This window comes from Cognataquiflexum aquatile (assembly GCF_003316845.1).
Taxonomy (GTDB): Bacteria; Bacteroidota; Bacteroidia; order Cytophagales; family Cyclobacteriaceae; genus Cognataquiflexum; species Cognataquiflexum aquatile.
Window position 1 is genome coordinate 430759 of sequence record NZ_QMIK01000004.1, and the last position, 18574, is coordinate 449332.

Below are 18574 nucleotides of genomic sequence, written 5' to 3' on the forward strand. Positions count from 1 at the left end.
ACCCCCGTTGGGGGTTTTCTTATATGTCAGTTCCTTTCTGGACAGTTCTCTTGATGTTGAAAAACTCGAAATGACAAGTGAAGGTTTTTTCCCACCTCAACCATTATTTTACTTTGAAGTATTATTTTTTCTCCTTTTGCGTCTTAGCGTCTTTGCGAGAGATATTTTTTTTCTTTGTGCCTCCGTGTCTTTGTGGGCTGTATTTTCTTTCTTTGTGTCTACTTTATGAAAAACCAAAAACACCTTTTCCAGCTCCCTGAGGACATCCATTACCTAAATGGCGCCTACATGTCGCCTTTGCTACGGTCAGTGGAAGAAATCGGCATTGAGGCCTTGATCCGAAAAAGAAATCCCACCGGCATCCAACCCAAGGATTTTTTTGGAAATGCCGAGATCCTCAAAAGCAATTTTGGGAAGTTGGTAAACTGTCCGGCAAAGCAAGTCGCCATCATCCCCGCTGCTTCCTATGGATTGAGTACAGCGGTCAAAAACCTTCCAAAAGACAACGGAAACACAGCTTTGGTCGTCTCTGAGGAATTTCCAAGTGGTTATTATGCGATTGAGAAATGGTGCAGAGACAACCATAAATCCCTCCAAACCATCAAAGCGCTCGAAACTTTAGAGAAGAGAGGAGAAAGATGGAATGCCGCAATCCTTGAAGCCATCAATAAAGATACCGCTGTAGTTCTCATGTCGACGATCCATTGGACAGATGGGACACTTTTTGACCTTGCCGAAATAGGCAGGAAGTGCAAAAAACATAATGCATTATTTATCGTGGACGGAACACAGTCTGTTGGCGCTTTGCCGATCGATGTAGAAGCATGTCAGATTGATGCGCTGATCTGCGCGGGGTACAAATGGCTGATGGGCCCTTATTCGATCGGGTTGGCTTATTATTCGGAGTATTTTAATAATGGGATTCCATTGGAGGAATCTTGGGTCAACAGAAGCAATGCCCAAAATTTTTCCGGCTTGACCAATTATGTGGATGATTATGCACCAGGTGCAGGGCGATACAATGTCGGCGAATACGGCAACTTTATCCTGCTTCCGATGATGAACGCAGCCATCGAGCAGATTTTGGAATGGAAAACAGAAAACATCCAATCTTACTGCCATGAACTTACCCAACCTTTGATAGCATACTTGAGAGAAAATGGCTATTGGGTTGAAGAGGATGAATTCCGGGCAAAGCACCTGTTTGGGTTTTTGTTGCCTCCGTCAATTTCTCAGGAGACACTGCTTCAAAAGCTGCAGGAAAACAAAATCTACGTCTCAGTCCGCGGTAAGGCCATCCGCCTTTCTACCCATTTGTACAATACAGAAGAGGATATTGCCATGCTGGTAAGGACTTTAGAGGAGGTTTAGGTTTGCTCAAAATTTAATTCGAATTTTAATTTTGGGCGAAATTGACTTTGTGACTTTTGTCCGCAAAGGTCAATTTGGTTTTCAAGTATATTTGTTTCCTAAAACCCAAACACTATGAAATACCTTGTCATTTTCCTTTTCGCCCTTACTTTCTTGGGCAGCTGCAATTCAAAAACTTCTGAAAACGCTGAGGTCTCAGGTAAAGTGGAAGATGTGGATGCCGCTACCTTCAAAAACCTTATCGCCTCAGGAAATGGGATTGTTTTGGATGTGAGAACTCCTGAGGAAGTGGCACAGGGAATCATTCCTGATGCTTACGTGATCAATATTTACCAAAGTGGTTTTGAAGAAAAACTTCAAAGCTTGCCCAAAGACAAGGAAGTCTATGTCTATTGCGCAGTAGGGGGTAGAAGCAGACAAGCAGCAGACATTCTTTTGAACAATGGATTCACAAAAGTCTATAACCTCAGCGGCGGGATTGTGGATTGGAAGAAAAATGGGTTTGAGGTGGTAAAACCGGATTAGAAAGTCGTGAAACGAAAGCTAAAAATTTACTACTTTCAGAAATACTTTTAAATATTTTAAAATCTGAAATTTCGAAAGACAAACTTTCTTAATAGTCAGTAAATGTCAAATATGAAAAAAGATGCAACACTTATAACTTGCTTACTTCTTTTTGTGACAAGTTGTTACTGTCAGACAAAGATAGTATATCATGAGTATGAACAGACAGCATCAGATTTTTATATTGAAAGATGGAATATTTCAAAAGATAACCTGCCAAATCATCATTTAAGTGAGGAGATAGATAGATATGGTAGGGTAATTGAAATTAAATTTTATGAGAAAAATTCCACTGTTTTTAATAGGCTTTGCTATTTGGTTTCTTGGATAAAATTTGAGTATCCGGACGATTCAACTATAATTCAATATAACCTTAATGGTTACGGAGAAACGGAAAGTAATTTTGAATGTGAATCACCTTCAAAAGTGACATATTATTTAAGTAAAGATCAGAAGCAAATTTTAGCCTCTCAAATTGAATTTCAAATAGATACATCATTCTATTTGAAAAATGGATGGACAATAGAAGGAATAAAAGAAACATTACAAGAAATTAAAGCAAATCAAAAAACATATCAGACAGTTGAATATTATTCAAAGTCTATAGCCAAATACAATGGAAAGTTTCCTGTTTCTAACGAATTTGAGATTGAATCTTACAGTTACAATTCAATTGAAAAAGAGGAAATAGAAAAGGGATTGAAATTTGAATAATAGCTTTTCAAAACCTATTTGATTAATAGGTGTATTTTTTAATCATGAATTTATTTAAAATGTAATTTGATATATTTATTTTTTCAAAATAATTTAATCATCATAGGATAGATTTTAGTTTTGCAAAACTCTAACTTTTGACTTTTTTCCAATAACCAAATAACCACCCCCTCAATCCACCCTCTTACTTGTCTTCAGGTACGCCATCAGGTCCACTATATCTTTTTCGGTCAAGTTGGAAAATAGGCCAGGAGGCATCAGGGAAACAGGAGTCACTTCTTTGGATAGGATACTGGATTTGTTGATGATTACAGGTTCCTGACCGACTACCCGCAGCGTCAATTGCCTTTGTGTTTCATTGATCACATTGCCGGAGTAAGTTCTTCCATCACGGGTATTGATCACGACCATTTTGTAATCATCCTGTATTTCGGCACTTGGTTCCAAGACATTCAGCAGGATATATTCTGTATCGGCGCGGTTAGAGCCTGTCAAATCCGGTCCAATCACACTTCCTTCACCAAACATCTTGTGACATGTTCCGCAGGTATTTTGGAAAATTTTCTTTCCGGCTTTCAAATCAGCTGACGAAAGAGAAGTGGGATGAATCATCGCCCTGTATTTTTTATAAGCTGCTTCATCACTTGCAACCTGCTCTATCGGACCCCAAACTTCAATAAAACCACTTCCCACTACACGGAGCAATTGCCTCGCCACACCTGCCGGAACTTCACTTTTGGCAATCCTTTTTTCCTTGATTTCTTTGGTCAACATGCCGCCATAACGTTGCCTTGAAGAAAGCGTCTGCATGGCTGCGAGTTTTTCCTCGGGATTGAATTTGGAGAAATTGTCGATCAGTAATTTACCCAATGCTTCATTGTCAAAGGCAGCAATGGATTTGATTGCTTCAAGTTTCATCGCTGGTTCCTGCAATAGTTTTGGCAACTCGGCCTGAAGTTCTTTTTGTTGCTGTGCGGTCAGCGTTTGAAGAGCTTTTTTCCTTTGAGCGATGGGTGCATTTTTATTTTTGAGCAAAGCAAGAGCCCTTTGCGTGGCCTCGGTATCTCCAAAGAGACCTGATATTTCCTGAGCTAATATCTTCGATTTTCCATTGGATTGTTGGAGTTTGTCGGACACGGTTTTCCAGTTTTGTGGGATTTTCAAGTCTGTCCGTCCTTCCATGCCAGCCAACATGCCTGTCAAAAGATGTTCTGTGTTTGACCCGCCTTTCCCTATCAGTGTTACCAATTTTCCCAATTCGTCCTCATCCACTGCCCTGCGGGCAATGTATTGGGTGACCAAGGGGATTTTTGAGGAATTGGATAGGGCTAGAAATCTGTCGGGATTTTCCGCCATCAGGGGTTCAATGCTGTACCAAATGAGCTTGGGTAGGTTGTGGTCATTGGCGTCTTCGGCATGTAGGACAAGGTTGCCGGCGATTTCCCATTTATCGGCTGTTGCCAACCTTTGGAGAGCGGATGCGAGATACAGCCGGACAACAGGGGAGGGGTCTTCTTTTGCCATTACCCTAAACTTAGAAACCGCCGCAGCAGACGGCTTCATGTCTTCGCAGAGTAATTGGATGGCCCAAGCCCGTACATGTGGGTCTTTGTCAGAGAGCGCTTGGATCAGTTGCTGTTCGGTAAATCCCCCTGTCAGGTGCAGAGACCACATTGCCCGTAATCTCCAATCGGGGTTTTTGTCTTTTTCGAAAATGGCTTTCAATTCCGTAATGGTAGTGGCTTGGAGCTTTCCGTTTACTTTCCTTTTGTGAAGGATTCCCCTTGCCCGCCTCGCATGCCAATCACTTGGATTGGTTTGGAGGCTGACCAATTGCTTATCGCTCATTTTATTCAAATCAGAATACCTGCCTTCGAAGTCTTTCGCAAGAGATTTTTCTGGTGCAATCCTGAATATCCTACCAGTCTCTTCATTCAAAACTTCCTTTCCACAAATGTCCGCATCATGCCAGTCTAAGGCATAAAGCGCTCCATCCGGTCCGATTTCCATGCTGAATCCAACCCATTGGGCATTGTTTGCAATCATAAATTCATCCCCGTGCTTTCCCTGATAGCCTGAACCTTTTGGAACCAAAATGTCCGACAGTACCGCATGCTCATGGATATTGGCCATAAATATCTTTCCCTGCTCTTCTTTTGGGAAGGCATCGGACTGATAGACCCGAGCTCCGCCATGTGCCGAACGGTGGCTGTGGTCAGCGATGGTTTTGATGTCTTCATAGACATAAGGATTGAAATGCTGTCCTCCCTGCCGATGGTAAATCCCTCCTGGAATCACATGCCAGAGGTGTGGAATCACGCAGGCGGTCATCAAAAGCTGCCCTTTTGCATCATAGTCTATGCCCCATGGATTGCTAAATCCATGTGCCACGACCTCGAAGCGGTCTTTGACAGGATGGTAACGCCACACGCCACCGTTGATGTCAACGCCTTCTTTTTCCAATAAGTCCTCAGGAAATGCATCATTGTGGTAATAGAGTTTTGCATCTCCGTTAGGTTTGCGGATTTTGGAAGGAGTGGCAAATCCCTGCAAACCATACAGCCATCCATCCGGTCCCCAATGAAGGCTGTTGAGTGTTTCGTGTCTATCTTGAATTCCCCATCCGGTAAGTCGGATTTCAATTTTGTCCTTATCGGCTTTGTCATCGCCATTTTTGTCAGGGATAAATAGCAAGTTGGGCGGAGCACCTACATAGACACCGTCAAATCCGACCGCAATGGCTGCCGGAAAGGCCAACCCTTCTATAAAAACCTTTTTGCTGTCAGCGACACCGTCGCCGTCCGTATCTTCTAATATTAGGATCCGACTATCTCCCGAACTGGAAAAACCATATCCCCGTGATTCATAATCTTTATTTTCTGCAATCCAAAGTCTGCCCCGGTCATCCCAGCAAAACGCCATGGGTTGGGTCATCATCGGTTCGGATGCCCAAACATTCACCTTGAAACCTGCCTTGACAGTCATCGCTTCCACAGCCTCCTGAGGGTTGAGAAATTTTGCTTCTCTTCCTTCTTTTTGGGCCAATGCCCAAAGCTCGGTAGTATTGTACATACCTTCTTTTCCAGAAAATTGGCCCCAGGTTTCGGTCATTTTCACATCATTGAGTTCTCCGGTATAGATGACCAGTTGGTGCTTGAGCGTTTCAATTTTCCCCTTGGGAATCGTCCAATCTCCATCTCGAGTAAATGCAGGCCCCAATCCCAACTGACCATCTACCCGCCATTTGTTAGGGTATCCTCTGTTTTCAGGATGGTCAAAAATCGCAACATTGGCCATGTCCTCCCGACCTTCAACCTGCATGGCCACATTGACCCACATCGATGGTTGGCCTTCAGCACTTTCATTTTTCTGGCGTGCAGCATTCACTATTTCACCTTTGATGCCTTCCTTCCATGGCATTCTTAGGAATAAACTTCCATAATCGTATTTGCCGATCACGATATCTTTGATCGCTTCTCCTTTCCACTCCAGATCCAAAAAGTATTTCCCACCCTCTTCTCTCATACTCCAGTTTTGGGTTTCTTCCATAACTGTTTCTCCAGCTTCATCCAATAGGTGGTAAACTGTCTGCCATTTCACCTCAGTACCTTCCTTTTCGACAATGTTTGAAGCCACTTTCTTCCAATAATCTCCCTGTGGATTGTGGAAATAATCCCGGTCATTGACTCTTGTAAATCCCCAATACAATCCAGTTTGATGTTTGTGGTGACCAGGGCTGTATTCGGTAAGGAGACCTTTGCCGTCAGGTGCTACGATCGGATGGATAAATGGTCTGAAATCATCTTTCGCATTTTGGACCAAAATAGGTTCGTCTTCTCCCTGTCGGAAAATTGAAATGGTTCCTTTTTCAAGATCTTCCTCCAACCTCAATGTCGTTGGTTCAGTAGGTTCCGACTGATTTGAATTTTCTGATGAATTCTTTTTGCATCCAAGGGTGAAAAACAACAAGAAAATAACCATCAAATTTGGTATGAAGGAAGTTTTCATAAATGGTAATTTTGGGTGGGTTAAATAGTTTGATTGGGTCTATTTTAAAATGGAATCTTTAATATAACATTTGTTCTTTTATTTCCTTCTTTGAAAATTGTCTAAGGGAAATAGATAGTGACAATCCGATCAATATTGATAAGCCCACCAGTAATCAGGTCGAAATCTTGTACTAATACCTCTCCCTTTTGAACAGCAAGGCTTTGTCAATTTCACCCATTAAAAAAATCCCGCTTTGGGTTCTATATATTTTTTGTAGCTTGATATTTCATTTAAATCCAACCACCATGAATAGATTTTATCGCCTTGGGGTATTGCTTTTTTTTATAGCAATACTTCCCCTGAAGGCACAAAAAATCGATGAAGTTTACAACCAAAAAATCAGGGAATTTACCACAGACAAGCGCTTTCTTCCCGAATTCCTTTTAGATGTAGTCGACCATCCCACGATTCCTTCCCCACTCAAGCATTTTGGACATATCATCGGTGCCGAAGGTCATGTTCACCGCTCGGCCGATATCTACGGGTATTACCAAAAACTCGCGGAAACTTCCCCTTTGGTACACATGCAGGAGATGGGAAAAACCGAAGAGGGTAGGCCTTTTTACCTGATTGTCATCGGCAATGAGGATGCAATCAAGCGTCTTGACCATTACAAAAGCCAGTTGGCAAAATTAGCAGATCCACGAAAAACGAGCCCTGAACAGGCAGAGACCATCATTTTGGACAGCAAGCCTGTGTATTATGTCAGTGGCGGAATGCATGCTACCGAGATGGGTTCACCGGAAGCGCTGATGGAACTCGCGTACAGATTGGCAACTTCCCAATCTTCCGATATTAAAGATATCCGTGACAATGTGATCACTGTCATCAACACCATTTCTGAACCTGATGGCTTGGACAAGCAGGTCGATTGGTATTACCGCTATTCCAAAGGAAGAAAAGAATTTGATGATGGGTTCCCAAGGTCTTCTCCTTATTGGGCCAAATATGTCTTCCATGACAATAATAGGGATGGTTTGCAGGTTTCACAGGAAATCACCAAATCCATCTTCAAGGGCTTCTTTGAGTTCCATCCTACAGTGATGCTTGACTTGCATGAGTCGGTTCCCTTGCTGTACATTTCTACAGGAACAGGTCCTTACAATGATTTTGTGGACCCGATTACTGTCAGCGAATGGCAGATCATGGCCAACCATGATGTAGCAAAAGTTGCTTCAGAAGGTTTGCCTGGGGCGTTTACGTGGGCATTTTATGATGGTTGGTGGCCGGGTTATGGTATTTGGGTAGCGAACAATCACAATTCCAACGGCCGCTTTTATGAAACTTTTGGCAATGCCGGAGCAGATACTTACTTAAGAGATTTGAGCAATGCGAGATTTGCCGGAGATCTTGTCACGTCCAAAGAATGGTACCGTCCAGATCCTGCCACAGGAAAGGTCTATTGGTCATTCAGAAATAACATCAACTACACCTTGACCGGTGTCATCGCTTCGCTGTCCTATGCCGCCAATAATGGTAAAATGCTGCTTCAGAATTTTTATAAAAAAGGATATAACAGTGTAGAAAAGGGGAAAACTGAAGGTGCAAAAGCTTTCACCATCGCCAAAGAACAACGTGATCCTGCCATGGTGGCTTACCTTGCGAAGCAGCTGATGCTTCAGGGTATCGAAGTCCATGAGTCAGATAGTAATTACGTGGTATTGTCAGAACAACCGTATAGGAATCTTGCAGTGTCGCTTTTGACTCCTCAGGCATATCCCAAAGACGCCAAATATCCTCCATATGATGCGATCGCTTGGACATTGCCTTACCTCTATGGCGTCAAAGTGGAATCCAAAGACAGCATTGATTTTGATGTTTCTTCACTCAAGCTGCTTGCAGAAAATCCAAAATATGTAGGTAAAGTCGATGGTCAGGGAAGTACCTATTTATTGGAATACAAGGCACAAAATACTGTGCTTCCAGCCCTGTATGCCGTCAAAGCTGCCAATAAAAATGCTGAAATCACCATTCTGCCTAAGCAGACTGTTGTCGATGGAGATACCGTTTCGGCAGGAGCCATTTTGATCAAAAAAATCAATGCAGACCTAGCCAAAAAGGTAGCTTCGGATTTTGGATTGGATCTAAAATCAGGAGGTGCCAATGTCTCTGCGGCGGATCAGCAGGCTGTTAAATTGCCGAAAGTGGCCATCTACCACACGTGGTACAATACCCAAGATGAAGGTTGGTCGAGGTACACTTTCGAAGAAAGAGGTATTCCATACACTTCAATTGACAAAGATGACCTAAAGGCCGGCAATCTGAAAACCCGATTTGATGTCATTTTGGTGCCAAGGGTAAATGGAAATGCCAAACGCTTTGTACATGGAGTGGATAAAAAATTTGGACCAATGCCATTTACCAAAACTGCTGAGTTTCCATCCCATGGCTTTCCTGATGAGACGACAGATATGACCGGCGGCCCCGGATTTTTGGGAGTTGATCATTTGAAAAAATTTGTGGAAGATGGTGGACTCTTGATCACTTTGGATAATTCCAGCGCCATCATGTCCGAATTGGGAATCACTTCCGAACTCAGTACTGCCGATCAGGGCGCCTTATTCCATCCCGGTTCTATCGTCAATGCCAAAGCAAGAAATACAGGCCACCCTGTAATGTATGGGTATCCTGAAACATTTTCCATCTTCCGTGGAAATGGTCCTTTGCTACAAACTGACAAGTATAACCGTAACCTGATGCTCGTGCAATACGGAAGTAAACCATTGAAAGACGAACTGGAATTTGAAGGTCCGATTATGGGGATGCCTGATAAGCCCAAAGTGGAGAAACCTGTCAAGCCCGAAGGAAAAGATGCTCCTTATGTGGTTGCAGGTATGGTCAGAAATGAAGATAAAATCGTGGGTCACGGCGCAGTCTTTAATGTTCCCGTCGGAAAAGGAAACGTCCTTGCCTTTACTTTCGATCCGCTGCACCGGTACCTCAACCATGCCGATGCACCGATGGTGTGGAATGCTATAATCAATTGGGACAGGATGAGATAGCAATAATTCATCTTGAATTGAATCCCGCAGAAATTTTAAACGATGGAGAATTTGCTTTCTCTTGGTTTTCTACTTTCTGTGGGATTTTTGTTTTCAAATAATCTTTGGTCAGGTATTTGGGTACCGATTTGAAAGATGGAATTATCAGTTCACTTCAAAACCAAAGAATGTGTAACGTTTTCCATTCTGAAATTCTCTAAATTGAAGAATACTAACCAACCAAAACATGAAAGTAATAGGAATAATTTTGGCAATTCTCGGGGGAATAGGAACATTGGTATTCGGGGTGCAGGCGATGCAGGATTCGGAAAGTTTTAAGTTATTTGGGATGGATATTGCGGTGAGCACCGCCAATTGGACTCCTGTGATTATCAGCGTTGCCCTGTTGATCATTGGAGTGATCATGTCGAGAGGTAAGAATTAAAGTTTATGGTAGAACCCCCATGACAATGATTGGGGTTTCTATTTTTTTGAGAACATTCTAAAGACCCGGAACGGGTCACATATTTATAGAAAATCATTTGATCGAATGTTGCTCGACCGGGAACCGGTCGAATGATTTTCTACGAATATTTTTTTATTCGACCCCTTCAGGGTTGGAGGGTCTAACCTGCTTTTTTTCCAATTATAAATATTTCATCCCTTTGGGATGGGAGAGGCGTTTGTTTATGCAGTTGAGTTTTTTTCTCATGGGCTCCTTCAGCGAGCTGAAACGGTTCATTCAAATTTGGCTCCTATTTCGACCCGGAACGGGTCACATATTTATAGAAAATCATTTGATCGAATGTTGCTCGACCGGGAACCGGTCGAATGATTTTCTTCAGAGTCTGGGGATCTGACCGGTTTTTTTCCAATTATAAATATTTCATCCCTTTGGGATGGGAGAGGCGTTTGTTTATGCAGTTGAGTTTTTTTCTCACTGGCTCCTTCAGCGAGCTGAAACGGTTCATTCAAATTTGGCTCCTATTTCGACCCGGAACGGGTCACATATTTATAGAAAATCATTGAATCGAATGTTGCCTGACCGGGAACCGGTCGAATGATTTTAGTTATGAGTGTTTTTTTATTCGACCCCTTCAGGGTCGGAGGGCCTGACCTGTTGTTTGTTCAATTATAAATATTTCATCCCTTTGGGATGGGAGAGGCGTTTGTTTATACCGTTGAGTTTTTTTCTCACGGGCTCCTATTTCGACCCGGAACGGGTCACATATTTATAGAAAATCATTGGATCGAATGTTGCTCGACCGGGAACCGGTCGAATGATTTTCATTACGAATATTTTTTTTCCTTTGGGATGTGGGTTTCAAATATTTAAGCGTTTAATATCGACTTCAGATTTTGAATTCATTTCCCTTTTTGAGAACTTAAACCTTCTGATCATTTTACTTAAAAGCCTTCACCATGCCAGGTACTTTTTCGCAGCTATATGTCCATGTTGTCTTTGCGGTTAGAGGAAGAAAAAGCCTCATTCTTTCAAACTGGGAGGATGAGTTATACAAGTACATTTCAGGAATTATTCTGAACAAAGATCAAAAACTCTTGGCCATCAATGGAATGCCTGACCATATTCACATTTTGATTGGAATGAAGCCCAATTGTTGTCTTTCAGATTTGGTGAGAGAAGTGAAAAAATCCTCGAATAATTTCATAAGGGAAAGAAAATTTACCAAGCAGAAATTTGAATGGCAAGATGGATATGGCGCTTTTTCACATGGTCAACGGTCTTTGGACAATGTGATCCAATACATTATGAATCAAAAAGAGCATCATAAAATTCATACGTTTCGGGATGAGTATGTTGCCTTTCTCAAGAAATTTCAAATTGAATATAAGGAGGAATATCTCTTTGAATGGATTATTTGATCATTGAGAGAATTATCAATTTTTTAATTTATCTACTTATTAATAGATATTATAATTTATCATCTTATTAGATGATATTTTGATTTATCGATTATTTAATCGATATTTAGACATGCTTGCAATAATTACAGGAGATATCATTGATTCAAGAAAGGTGGCAAACCAGCAGGATTGGTTGGTTCCATTGGAATCTTTACTCAACTCATGGGGTCAAAAGAATGACACCTGGGAGATTTTTAGGGGAGACAGCTTTCAGTTGGAGATCAACAATCCATTGGTAGCATTGTACAAAGCCATGCTGATCAAAGCCACCTTGAAATCAATCAAATACCAGGATGTGGAGAAGAGAACTTCTCCGTTGGATGTAAGAATGTCAATTGGAATCGGAGAAAAGGAACAAGATTCTAACAGCATCGGTACAAGAACAGGGTCAGCCTATATCAATTCGGGAGAGGCTTTTGAACTCTTGCGGAGCAAAAACCAAAACCTGATGGTAAAAAGCCCATGGTTGGACTTTGACAAGGAAATGAACCTGATGCTCAAACTGGCGCTGATCGTCATGGACAATTGGTCAGGAAATTCGGGTGAAATCATGAAGATTGCTTTGGAAAAGCCGCATTTGAAACAGGCTGAAATCGGGGAGATTCTGGGAATCGAACAGAACTCAGTGAGTGCACGATTCCAAAGAGCGTATTATTCCGAAATGCTGGAACTCAATGATTTATATAAAGAAAAGCTAGAAAGGTTGTTGCCATGATCATATTTATAAAAATACTGCTTGCGCATATCCTAGGGGATTTTTTGCTTCAGCCAAAATCATGGGTTACTGAAAAGGAAGCCAAAAAATGGGCCTCTCCCAAGCTGTATCTCCACGTTTTGATCCATGGGGTCCTTATACTTTTGTTGGTATGGGATTTCAGGTATTGGGCTTTGGCGCTGACAGTGACGGTTACCCATTTCCTGATTGACCTCGCCAAACTTTCCTTTCAAAATAAAAGCACCAAGACATCCTGGTTTATCGTAGACCAACTGCTCCATATTCTGGTTTTGGTTGGCGTATCTTTGGTTTGGTTTTATCCGGACACATCATGGTTTTGGATTTTTGAATCCGTTGGTTTTTGGACTATACTCGCAGCAGTTTGTTTCCTGAGTTTTGGTGTATCGGTGATTATGAATGTTTTGCTGGAGCCTTGGTCATTGAAAATATTTGATAAAGCAAATGATTCACTGTCCAATGCCGGAAAATACATCGGGATTTTGGAAAGACTTTTCGTGTTTGTATTCATCCTTACAGACCATTGGGAGGGAGTTGGATTTTTGATCACCGCCAAATCAGTCTTCAGGTTTGGAGACCTCAAGGAATCCAAAGACCGTAAGTTGACTGAATATATCCTGATAGGAACATTGATGAGCTTTGGCATGGCAATTTTGACGGCCTTGGCTACCTTATACATTACAAAAACCTTCTGACTATGAACCGACGTCCCTTTCTTAAAAAATTAACTTTGGTTACCTCAGGGGTAACGGCCATGCCGTTTATGACTTTTGGGAAAATGCATTTTCCTAAAAGTAGCAAACTCAAATTTATCGTTGCTTCAGACGGACATTATGGACAGCCCAAAACAGATTTTGAGGGATTCCATAAGCAATTGATCGAGGCGGTCAACAGCGAGAAAGAGGTGGATTTCGTGGTTTTCAATGGAGATTTGATACACGATGAACCTTCTTTGATGCCCAAAGTAAAAGCCGTCTATGACAAACTGAACGTTCCTTATTTCCCGGTCAAAGGAAATCATGATCGGATTTCAGAAAAAGATTGGGAAACGATTTGGGGAATTCCCGCTGATTTTGCATTTACATCCAAAGAGAATTATGGGATTATTTTGGCTAATAGTTCCAATCAGGCAGGGGAATACCTTTGTGTAGATACAGAATTTTTGAAATCAAAACTGGAGGGATTCAAATCTCTTTCCCACGTATTTATCTTTATCCATATTTCCCAAAATGACTGGACTAGGCATGGTGTTTCCTGCGGGGAGGTTTTGGAATTGATAGCGGCTTATCCCAATGTCAAAGCCATCTTCCATGGCCATGACCACGACGTGGACGGAATCATGCTGAACAGAAAGAAACCCTATCTTTGGTCGGGACATTTTGGAGGAAGTTGGGGTTCACCATTTCCAGGTTATAGGGTATGTGAGGTCGGGGAAGACGGAAAAGTCGTCACTTACCTCAAGGCGATGGCAGACGGGATGATTCTGAGCGGACATACGCTTTGATTTATTCCCCAAAAATCCAAAATAGGGAACATTCACCTTTGGTTTTTTCAATATTTTATTGACTTGTCTCAATTATCGCCAATATCTGAGGTGGATTTTTTTCATTTTTTCAAACCAATAATTTCCCACCCTTAACAGTAACACCGACATTGGAAAAAGAAATGTTTAACTTCCATAGGTGTTGGGATACTTTCGTACGTACTCGCTTTTATTCCCCCAAAATTCCATGAAGAAAGCCATCCTGATGGTCTTTATTTGCTTCGGTGTCGTATCTGTTTCTTTTTCCCAAAAAATCAATGATGCATACCGGCTGAATATCCGAAAAACCGTCGATCCAATTGTGATTGATGGCAAATTGGATGAGCAATCATGGACAGATGCGGAAGTGGCAACCGATTTTTTTATGATTACACCTATGGACACAAGCTTCGCTGAAGTCCGGACGGATGTCAGGATGGCCTATGACGACAAGCATCTCTATTTGATTGTGGTGAATTACCATGCGCTCGAGGGCCCTTACATGGTAGAATCCCTCAGACGGGATTTTAGTTTTGGTAAAAATGACAACTTCCTGCTCTTTATGGACCCCTTTGATGATCAGATCAACGGGTTTTCATTTGGTGCCAATGCCGCCGGGGCACAATGGGACGGTATCATGTACGATGGCGGTAAGGTCGACCTGAGTTGGGACAATAAGTGGGAGTCAAAAGTCACAAATTATGATGACAGATGGGTTTTTGAAGCTTCTATTCCTTTCAAATCCATCCGTTACAAATCAGGAATCAAGGAATGGGGCATCAATTTCAGCCGCCTCGACCTCAAGACCACCGAAAAATCAGGTTGGGCACCTGTTCCCCGTCAGTTTCCTTCAGCATCTTTGGCCTACACGGGAATCCTTGTTTGGGACAATCCACCGCCTGCTGCCGGGCCCAATATTTCTGTGATTCCCTATGGATTGGGAGGTCTTTCCCAAAACCGAAAGGAAGGAGAGGATCCGGTTTATAGGAGTTCTTTTGGAATGGATGCCAAAATCGGACTTGGTTCTGCACTGAATCTTGACCTAACTGTCAATCCCGATTTTTCCCAAGTGGAGGTGGACAAGCAAGTGACCAATCTGGATAGGTTCGAACTCTTTTTCCCGGAAAGGAGGCAGTTTTTTCTCGAAAATGGAGACCTTTTTGCCAACTTCGGATATGAAACCATCCGGCCTTTTTTCTCCAGAAGAATAGGACTGAAAGCTCCTATCCAGGCAGGTGCAAGACTCAGTGGGAAATTAAACAAGGATTGGAGGATAGGGGCCATGACCATGCAGACAGGTCAAGTGGAGGAGGAAAACCTTGATGCCCAGAATTTTTCGGTCCTTACTTTACAAAGAAGAGTGCTTGCAAGGTCCAACTTGAGTGCCATTGTGGTGACACGGCAAGCCGGCATGTTTACTCCTCCATTGCCTGAAGATTCAGTTTCCACCTCCGAATATGACCGGAATGTAGGATTTGAATTCAATTATGCCTCTTCCAATAATCTTTGGACAGGAAAGGCCTTTGTTTTGAAATCATTCAACCCATTGAAACCCGGCAACGGACTCGTCTATGCAGCCAATCTCCGCTACACCAGCGGAAACCTTTATTGGAATTTTCAACATGAATATGTCTCTGAAAATTATACAGCAGAAGTAGGTTATGTTCCAAGAACAGGTTTTTACAAAGTAAATCCATTGGTCGGATACCTGTTTTTTCCGGAAAGTAAAAAAATCCTCAGCCATGGTCCTGAATTCAGTACCAAATCATTTTTTGATACCAAAATGAACCAGACCGACAATGAAACCTATGTTTCATACAAAGTGAGGTTCAGAACTCAAAGTGTCTTTACCACTTGGTTTGCACATGATTATATCAAGCTTCTCAAGCCTTTTGATCCGACCAATTCATCAGGTGCCACATTGGCCGCAGGGACCGAACACCGTTGGTTTTCTTGGGGGACTGAATTCACTTCCAAGCCCCAAAGTATATTTACCTATGCCTTAGCCACGAGGGTAGGAGGGTACTATGCTGAGGGAAACAGGTACAACATCAGTGGAGAATTGGGATACAGATTCCAGCCTTATTTCAGTCTGACGATGAATGCCAATTACAACGAAATCCATCTCATAGAACCATGGGGAATCACTTCTTTTTGGCTGGTGGGCCCGAGATTTGACCTGACACTTACAAACAAGTTTTTCATCACGGCCTTTGTTCAATACAATGAACAGGTGGACAACATCAACCTGAACACAAGGGTCCAATGGAGGTTCAAACCAGCCTCGGATATATTTCTCGTATTTACCGATAATTACCTTCCTGCGCCGTTCTTCGCCAAAGACAGATCGGTTGTCCTGAAATTTACCTATTGGTGGAATATTTAATTAAATTTGCATCGCCCAACTAAAATCAAGCTTTCCGAATGCTACAGAAGGTCTTCAAATCAGTAATCCTTGCATGGCTAATTCTAATGATTTTTTGTCTGTTTGGAGCAATTCCGGACCATGGTCCGGATTACCAGATAATCTTACCTTTGGTCATGATTCCTTTTGCAGGCGGACTTTCGGGTTTTGTCTCCCACCTTTTGGACAGGTCCAAATCAAATCTTAACCTACAGCCCAATTTTCTAAAAATCCTAAAAGTATTGGTTTTTGTGGTTTTGGTAGGGATTTCCTTTGTTTTGGGATTAAACCGTCCTTATTGAGTATTTGATTCAATGTCAATTTTCGGTTATACTATTTCCCGGTTATGCTGCTTCTTTCTTACTTCCCGATTATCAGTCAGGAACTCTTGAAATACCAACTTAGATTTTTGTGGTAAAGTGCTTGAGGCTTATTATATTTAAAGCAAAACCTGACACCGACCTTGCCCAAACTCGAACGACTTAAACTATTTATCCGAAATTCCAGGAGGATACTTACCCCCGAGCGTTTTGCACTCGCTTCAGTCTGGGTACAGCTTATTGCCATTTTCCTTACAAGTGCCTTCATTATCATAGCCCTTTCTCCCTTTTTAGGAAGCCTCCAGCTGAGCTATAAAATTTTTGCAGACCCGGCTTATTTTTATGAAACTACCGGTCCTATACAAATGGTAGCAGGGCTGATCCAGGTATTGTTGGGAATGATTTTATTTTCATTCATCATTTCCGTTTTGTCCGCTGCCTTGATCAAATTGATTGATAATATCAAGAGTGGATCATTGCCCTTTAAAGGTACTGGGCATACTATATTTATAAACTATAATATAAAATTGCCATTGATCCTGGATCAGTTTAATCTGAGAGCCAAGGACAAAGGAACCATGGAAAATGTGGTCCTCCTCTTTTCTGATAACGATGTGGTAAATTCTTTCCGGTCCCTTTTGGATAAAGAAAGATGGAACAACCTGGATATTTTTATTAGGCAGGGTGATGTATTGGCTTTCAAAACATATGATAGGCTGTCGATTTCAAATGCTACCGGAATTGTAATCCTTCTACCTGACAAGGAAGACGATCCCTTTGCTGCTGATAATTTCAACTTGAAAATACTTACTACCCTGACAAATAACCATGCGTTTTTTCAGCATTTGTCCGACAGGCAGGGTTCAAGACATCCAGTAAAGTGCTCTATTGAATTGTCCAACAATAAGGATAGCAGAGATATCGCATTAGAACTTACCTCTCTTGGCGCGGGAGCCCTGTTTGCGGTTATCACACCTGGTGATGTTATTGGCAGTATTCTGGCAAGGGCAAAAGTCGATGTGGTCTACTATAAAGCTTTCTTCGAAATTTTGTCTTTTGATGGGTCTACCATCCATTTTATTGACCCAAAGAGATTTTTGGATAAAGGTGACTTGGGTGGTGTTTTATTCGAGCAATTGCTGTTCAGTTTTGAAGGAGGGACCTTATTGGGCTTTTCCGGGATCAATAAGGACGGTGGTTTTGAGATGAGTCTCTGCCCTTTTGGTAAATCGCTCAAATCTACTGATTGGTTGCTTTTTCTTACCAAAAACATCAAAGATCTCCATTACAAGCCAATTTCCTCTCCGCTTAATTTTGTCAAAAATGACGCGATCATCCCTCCAAAAGAAGCGGCAAGTAAAAAAATATGTGTGGTAGGCAATGAATGGCCTTTGGGAAATATTGATGATTTTATGGATGTGTCTAGTTTGGCCTCCCTTAAGGAATCACATTTTGTGTTTGAGGAACCTTCAAAATATTTTTCCCCGACATTTCTCAAAAGTCTCCATGAAGTGGATTATGATAATATCATTATTAACCTGGATGACGAACAGGGTTTTAGGTTAACGATGTTGTTGGTTTCCAAAAACCGAAATGACAGTCAGTTCATGACCAAGATTGTCACCATTTTAGGCGATCCTGTTACCGAACAATTGCTCCACACAAATGTTTTGAAAAGTAACACAGTTCTTTCCCATAAACTTGCAGCTAGGTATATCGCCCAGATTTCCTTTCAAAAAAACCTCGATAGGTTATTCACAGAGCTTGCCTTTGCAGAAGGAGTTGAGTTCAACCTTCTTGAAGTGGGGAACCACATTCCTGCTGATTTTCTTGGGGATTTGAATGAGCTCAAAATGATGTTGGCTGCCCATAAAATGATCTACATCGGGACGGTTGACAAAGAGAAAAACGTGTATTTAGAGGCGACGACTTTTTCCGAAACCCAACAGATTTTGGTTTTAAGTTTTGGGGAAATCGGGAAATGACGGC

The 18574-nt window shown here is 41.9% G+C and carries 13 protein-coding genes; 12 read left to right on the top strand and 1 reads right to left on the bottom strand.

Annotated features, from left to right (window positions below):
* Nucleotides 1–225: 225 nt before the first annotated feature.
* The 3 genes from DQW11_RS13395 (at nt 226) to DQW11_RS13405 (ending at nt 2649) form a co-directional block, all read left to right on the top strand.
* Nucleotides 226–1371, top strand: coding sequence for an aminotransferase class V-fold PLP-dependent enzyme (locus DQW11_RS13395; RefSeq protein ID WP_232826745.1), 1146 nt, complete (start codon nt 226–228; stop codon nt 1369–1371).
* A gap of 114 nt (nt 1372–1485) precedes the next feature.
* On the top strand, nt 1486–1896 hold the full coding sequence (locus tag DQW11_RS13400) for a rhodanese-like domain-containing protein (RefSeq protein WP_113924574.1): 411 nt from the start codon (nt 1486–1488) through the stop codon (nt 1894–1896).
* Between the two features lie 111 nt (nt 1897–2007).
* On the top strand, nt 2008–2649 hold the full coding sequence (locus DQW11_RS13405) for a hypothetical protein (protein ID WP_157966113.1): 642 nt from the start codon (nt 2008–2010) through the stop codon (nt 2647–2649).
* Nucleotides 2650–2820: 171 nt separating this feature from the next.
* Here DQW11_RS13405 and DQW11_RS13410 read toward each other — a convergent pair whose 3' ends face one another.
* Nucleotides 2821–6657: a PVC-type heme-binding CxxCH protein gene (locus DQW11_RS13410; RefSeq protein ID WP_232826746.1), complete on the bottom strand. Its 3837-nt coding sequence runs from the start codon at nt 6655–6657 to the stop codon at nt 2821–2823.
* Nucleotides 6658–6944: 287 nt separating this feature from the next.
* Between DQW11_RS13410 and DQW11_RS13415 the strand changes: the two genes are divergently transcribed.
* The 9 genes from DQW11_RS13415 to DQW11_RS13460 all read left to right on the top strand — a co-directional run bounded on the left by DQW11_RS13415 (nt 6945) and on the right by DQW11_RS13460 (nt 18570).
* Nucleotides 6945–9701: a M14 family zinc carboxypeptidase gene (locus tag DQW11_RS13415; protein WP_113924576.1), complete on the top strand. Its 2757-nt coding sequence runs from the start codon at nt 6945–6947 to the stop codon at nt 9699–9701.
* A gap of 226 nt (nt 9702–9927) precedes the next feature.
* Complete coding sequence (locus DQW11_RS13420) at nt 9928–10125, top strand: hypothetical protein (protein WP_113924577.1); 198 nt, start codon at nt 9928–9930, stop codon at nt 10123–10125.
* A 977-nt stretch (nt 10126–11102) separates the two neighbouring features.
* A complete protein-coding gene (gene tnpA / locus DQW11_RS13430; protein WP_113924579.1) occupies nt 11103–11564 on the top strand; it encodes an IS200/IS605 family transposase in 462 nt (153 codons plus the stop codon).
* A gap of 112 nt (nt 11565–11676) precedes the next feature.
* Nucleotides 11677–12321 carry a hypothetical protein gene (locus DQW11_RS13435; protein ID WP_113924580.1) on the top strand — a complete coding sequence of 215 codons (645 nt, stop codon included), beginning with the start codon at nt 11677–11679 and terminating at the stop codon, nt 12319–12321.
* Nucleotides 12318–13034: a DUF3307 domain-containing protein gene (locus DQW11_RS13440; RefSeq protein ID WP_113924581.1), complete on the top strand. Its 717-nt coding sequence runs from the start codon at nt 12318–12320 to the stop codon at nt 13032–13034. Before DQW11_RS13435 ends, DQW11_RS13440 begins: the two co-directional genes overlap by 4 nt.
* Before the next feature lie 2 nt (nt 13035–13036).
* Complete coding sequence (locus tag DQW11_RS13445) at nt 13037–13843, top strand: metallophosphoesterase family protein (protein WP_113924582.1); 807 nt, start codon at nt 13037–13039, stop codon at nt 13841–13843.
* 226 nt (nt 13844–14069) lie between these two features.
* A complete protein-coding gene (locus tag DQW11_RS13450) occupies nt 14070–16247 on the top strand; it encodes a DUF5916 domain-containing protein (protein ID WP_113924583.1) in 2178 nt (725 codons plus the stop codon).
* Nucleotides 16248–16285: 38 nt separating this feature from the next.
* Nucleotides 16286–16567, top strand: coding sequence for a hypothetical protein (locus tag DQW11_RS13455; RefSeq protein ID WP_113924584.1), 282 nt, complete (start codon nt 16286–16288; stop codon nt 16565–16567).
* A gap of 161 nt (nt 16568–16728) precedes the next feature.
* On the top strand, nt 16729–18570 hold the full coding sequence (locus tag DQW11_RS13460) for a hypothetical protein (protein WP_113924585.1): 1842 nt from the start codon (nt 16729–16731) through the stop codon (nt 18568–18570).
* Nucleotides 18571–18574: the final 4 nt, after the last annotated feature.

Coding starts and splice junctions, on each gene's coding strand:
- DQW11_RS13435 (WP_113924580.1), top strand. CDS start 11,677: ATGCTTGCAATAATTACAGGAGATATCATTGATTCAAGAAAGGTGGCA.
- DQW11_RS13400 (WP_113924574.1), top strand. CDS start 1,486: ATGAAATACCTTGTCATTTTCCTTTTCGCCCTTACTTTCTTGGGCAGC.
- DQW11_RS13410 (WP_232826746.1), bottom strand. CDS start 6,657: ATGAAAACTTCCTTCATACCAAATTTGATGGTTATTTTCTTGTTGTTT.
- DQW11_RS13405 (WP_157966113.1), top strand. CDS start 2,008: ATGAAAAAAGATGCAACACTTATAACTTGCTTACTTCTTTTTGTGACA.
- tnpA (WP_113924579.1), top strand. CDS start 11,103: ATGCCAGGTACTTTTTCGCAGCTATATGTCCATGTTGTCTTTGCGGTT.
- DQW11_RS13415 (WP_113924576.1), top strand. CDS start 6,945: ATGAATAGATTTTATCGCCTTGGGGTATTGCTTTTTTTTATAGCAATA.
- DQW11_RS13440 (WP_113924581.1), top strand. CDS start 12,318: ATGATCATATTTATAAAAATACTGCTTGCGCATATCCTAGGGGATTTT.
- DQW11_RS13395 (WP_232826745.1), top strand. CDS start 226: ATGAAAAACCAAAAACACCTTTTCCAGCTCCCTGAGGACATCCATTAC.
- DQW11_RS13420 (WP_113924577.1), top strand. CDS start 9,928: ATGAAAGTAATAGGAATAATTTTGGCAATTCTCGGGGGAATAGGAACA.
- DQW11_RS13450 (WP_113924583.1), top strand. CDS start 14,070: ATGAAGAAAGCCATCCTGATGGTCTTTATTTGCTTCGGTGTCGTATCT.
- DQW11_RS13455 (WP_113924584.1), top strand. CDS start 16,286: ATGCTACAGAAGGTCTTCAAATCAGTAATCCTTGCATGGCTAATTCTA.
- DQW11_RS13445 (WP_113924582.1), top strand. CDS start 13,037: ATGAACCGACGTCCCTTTCTTAAAAAATTAACTTTGGTTACCTCAGGG.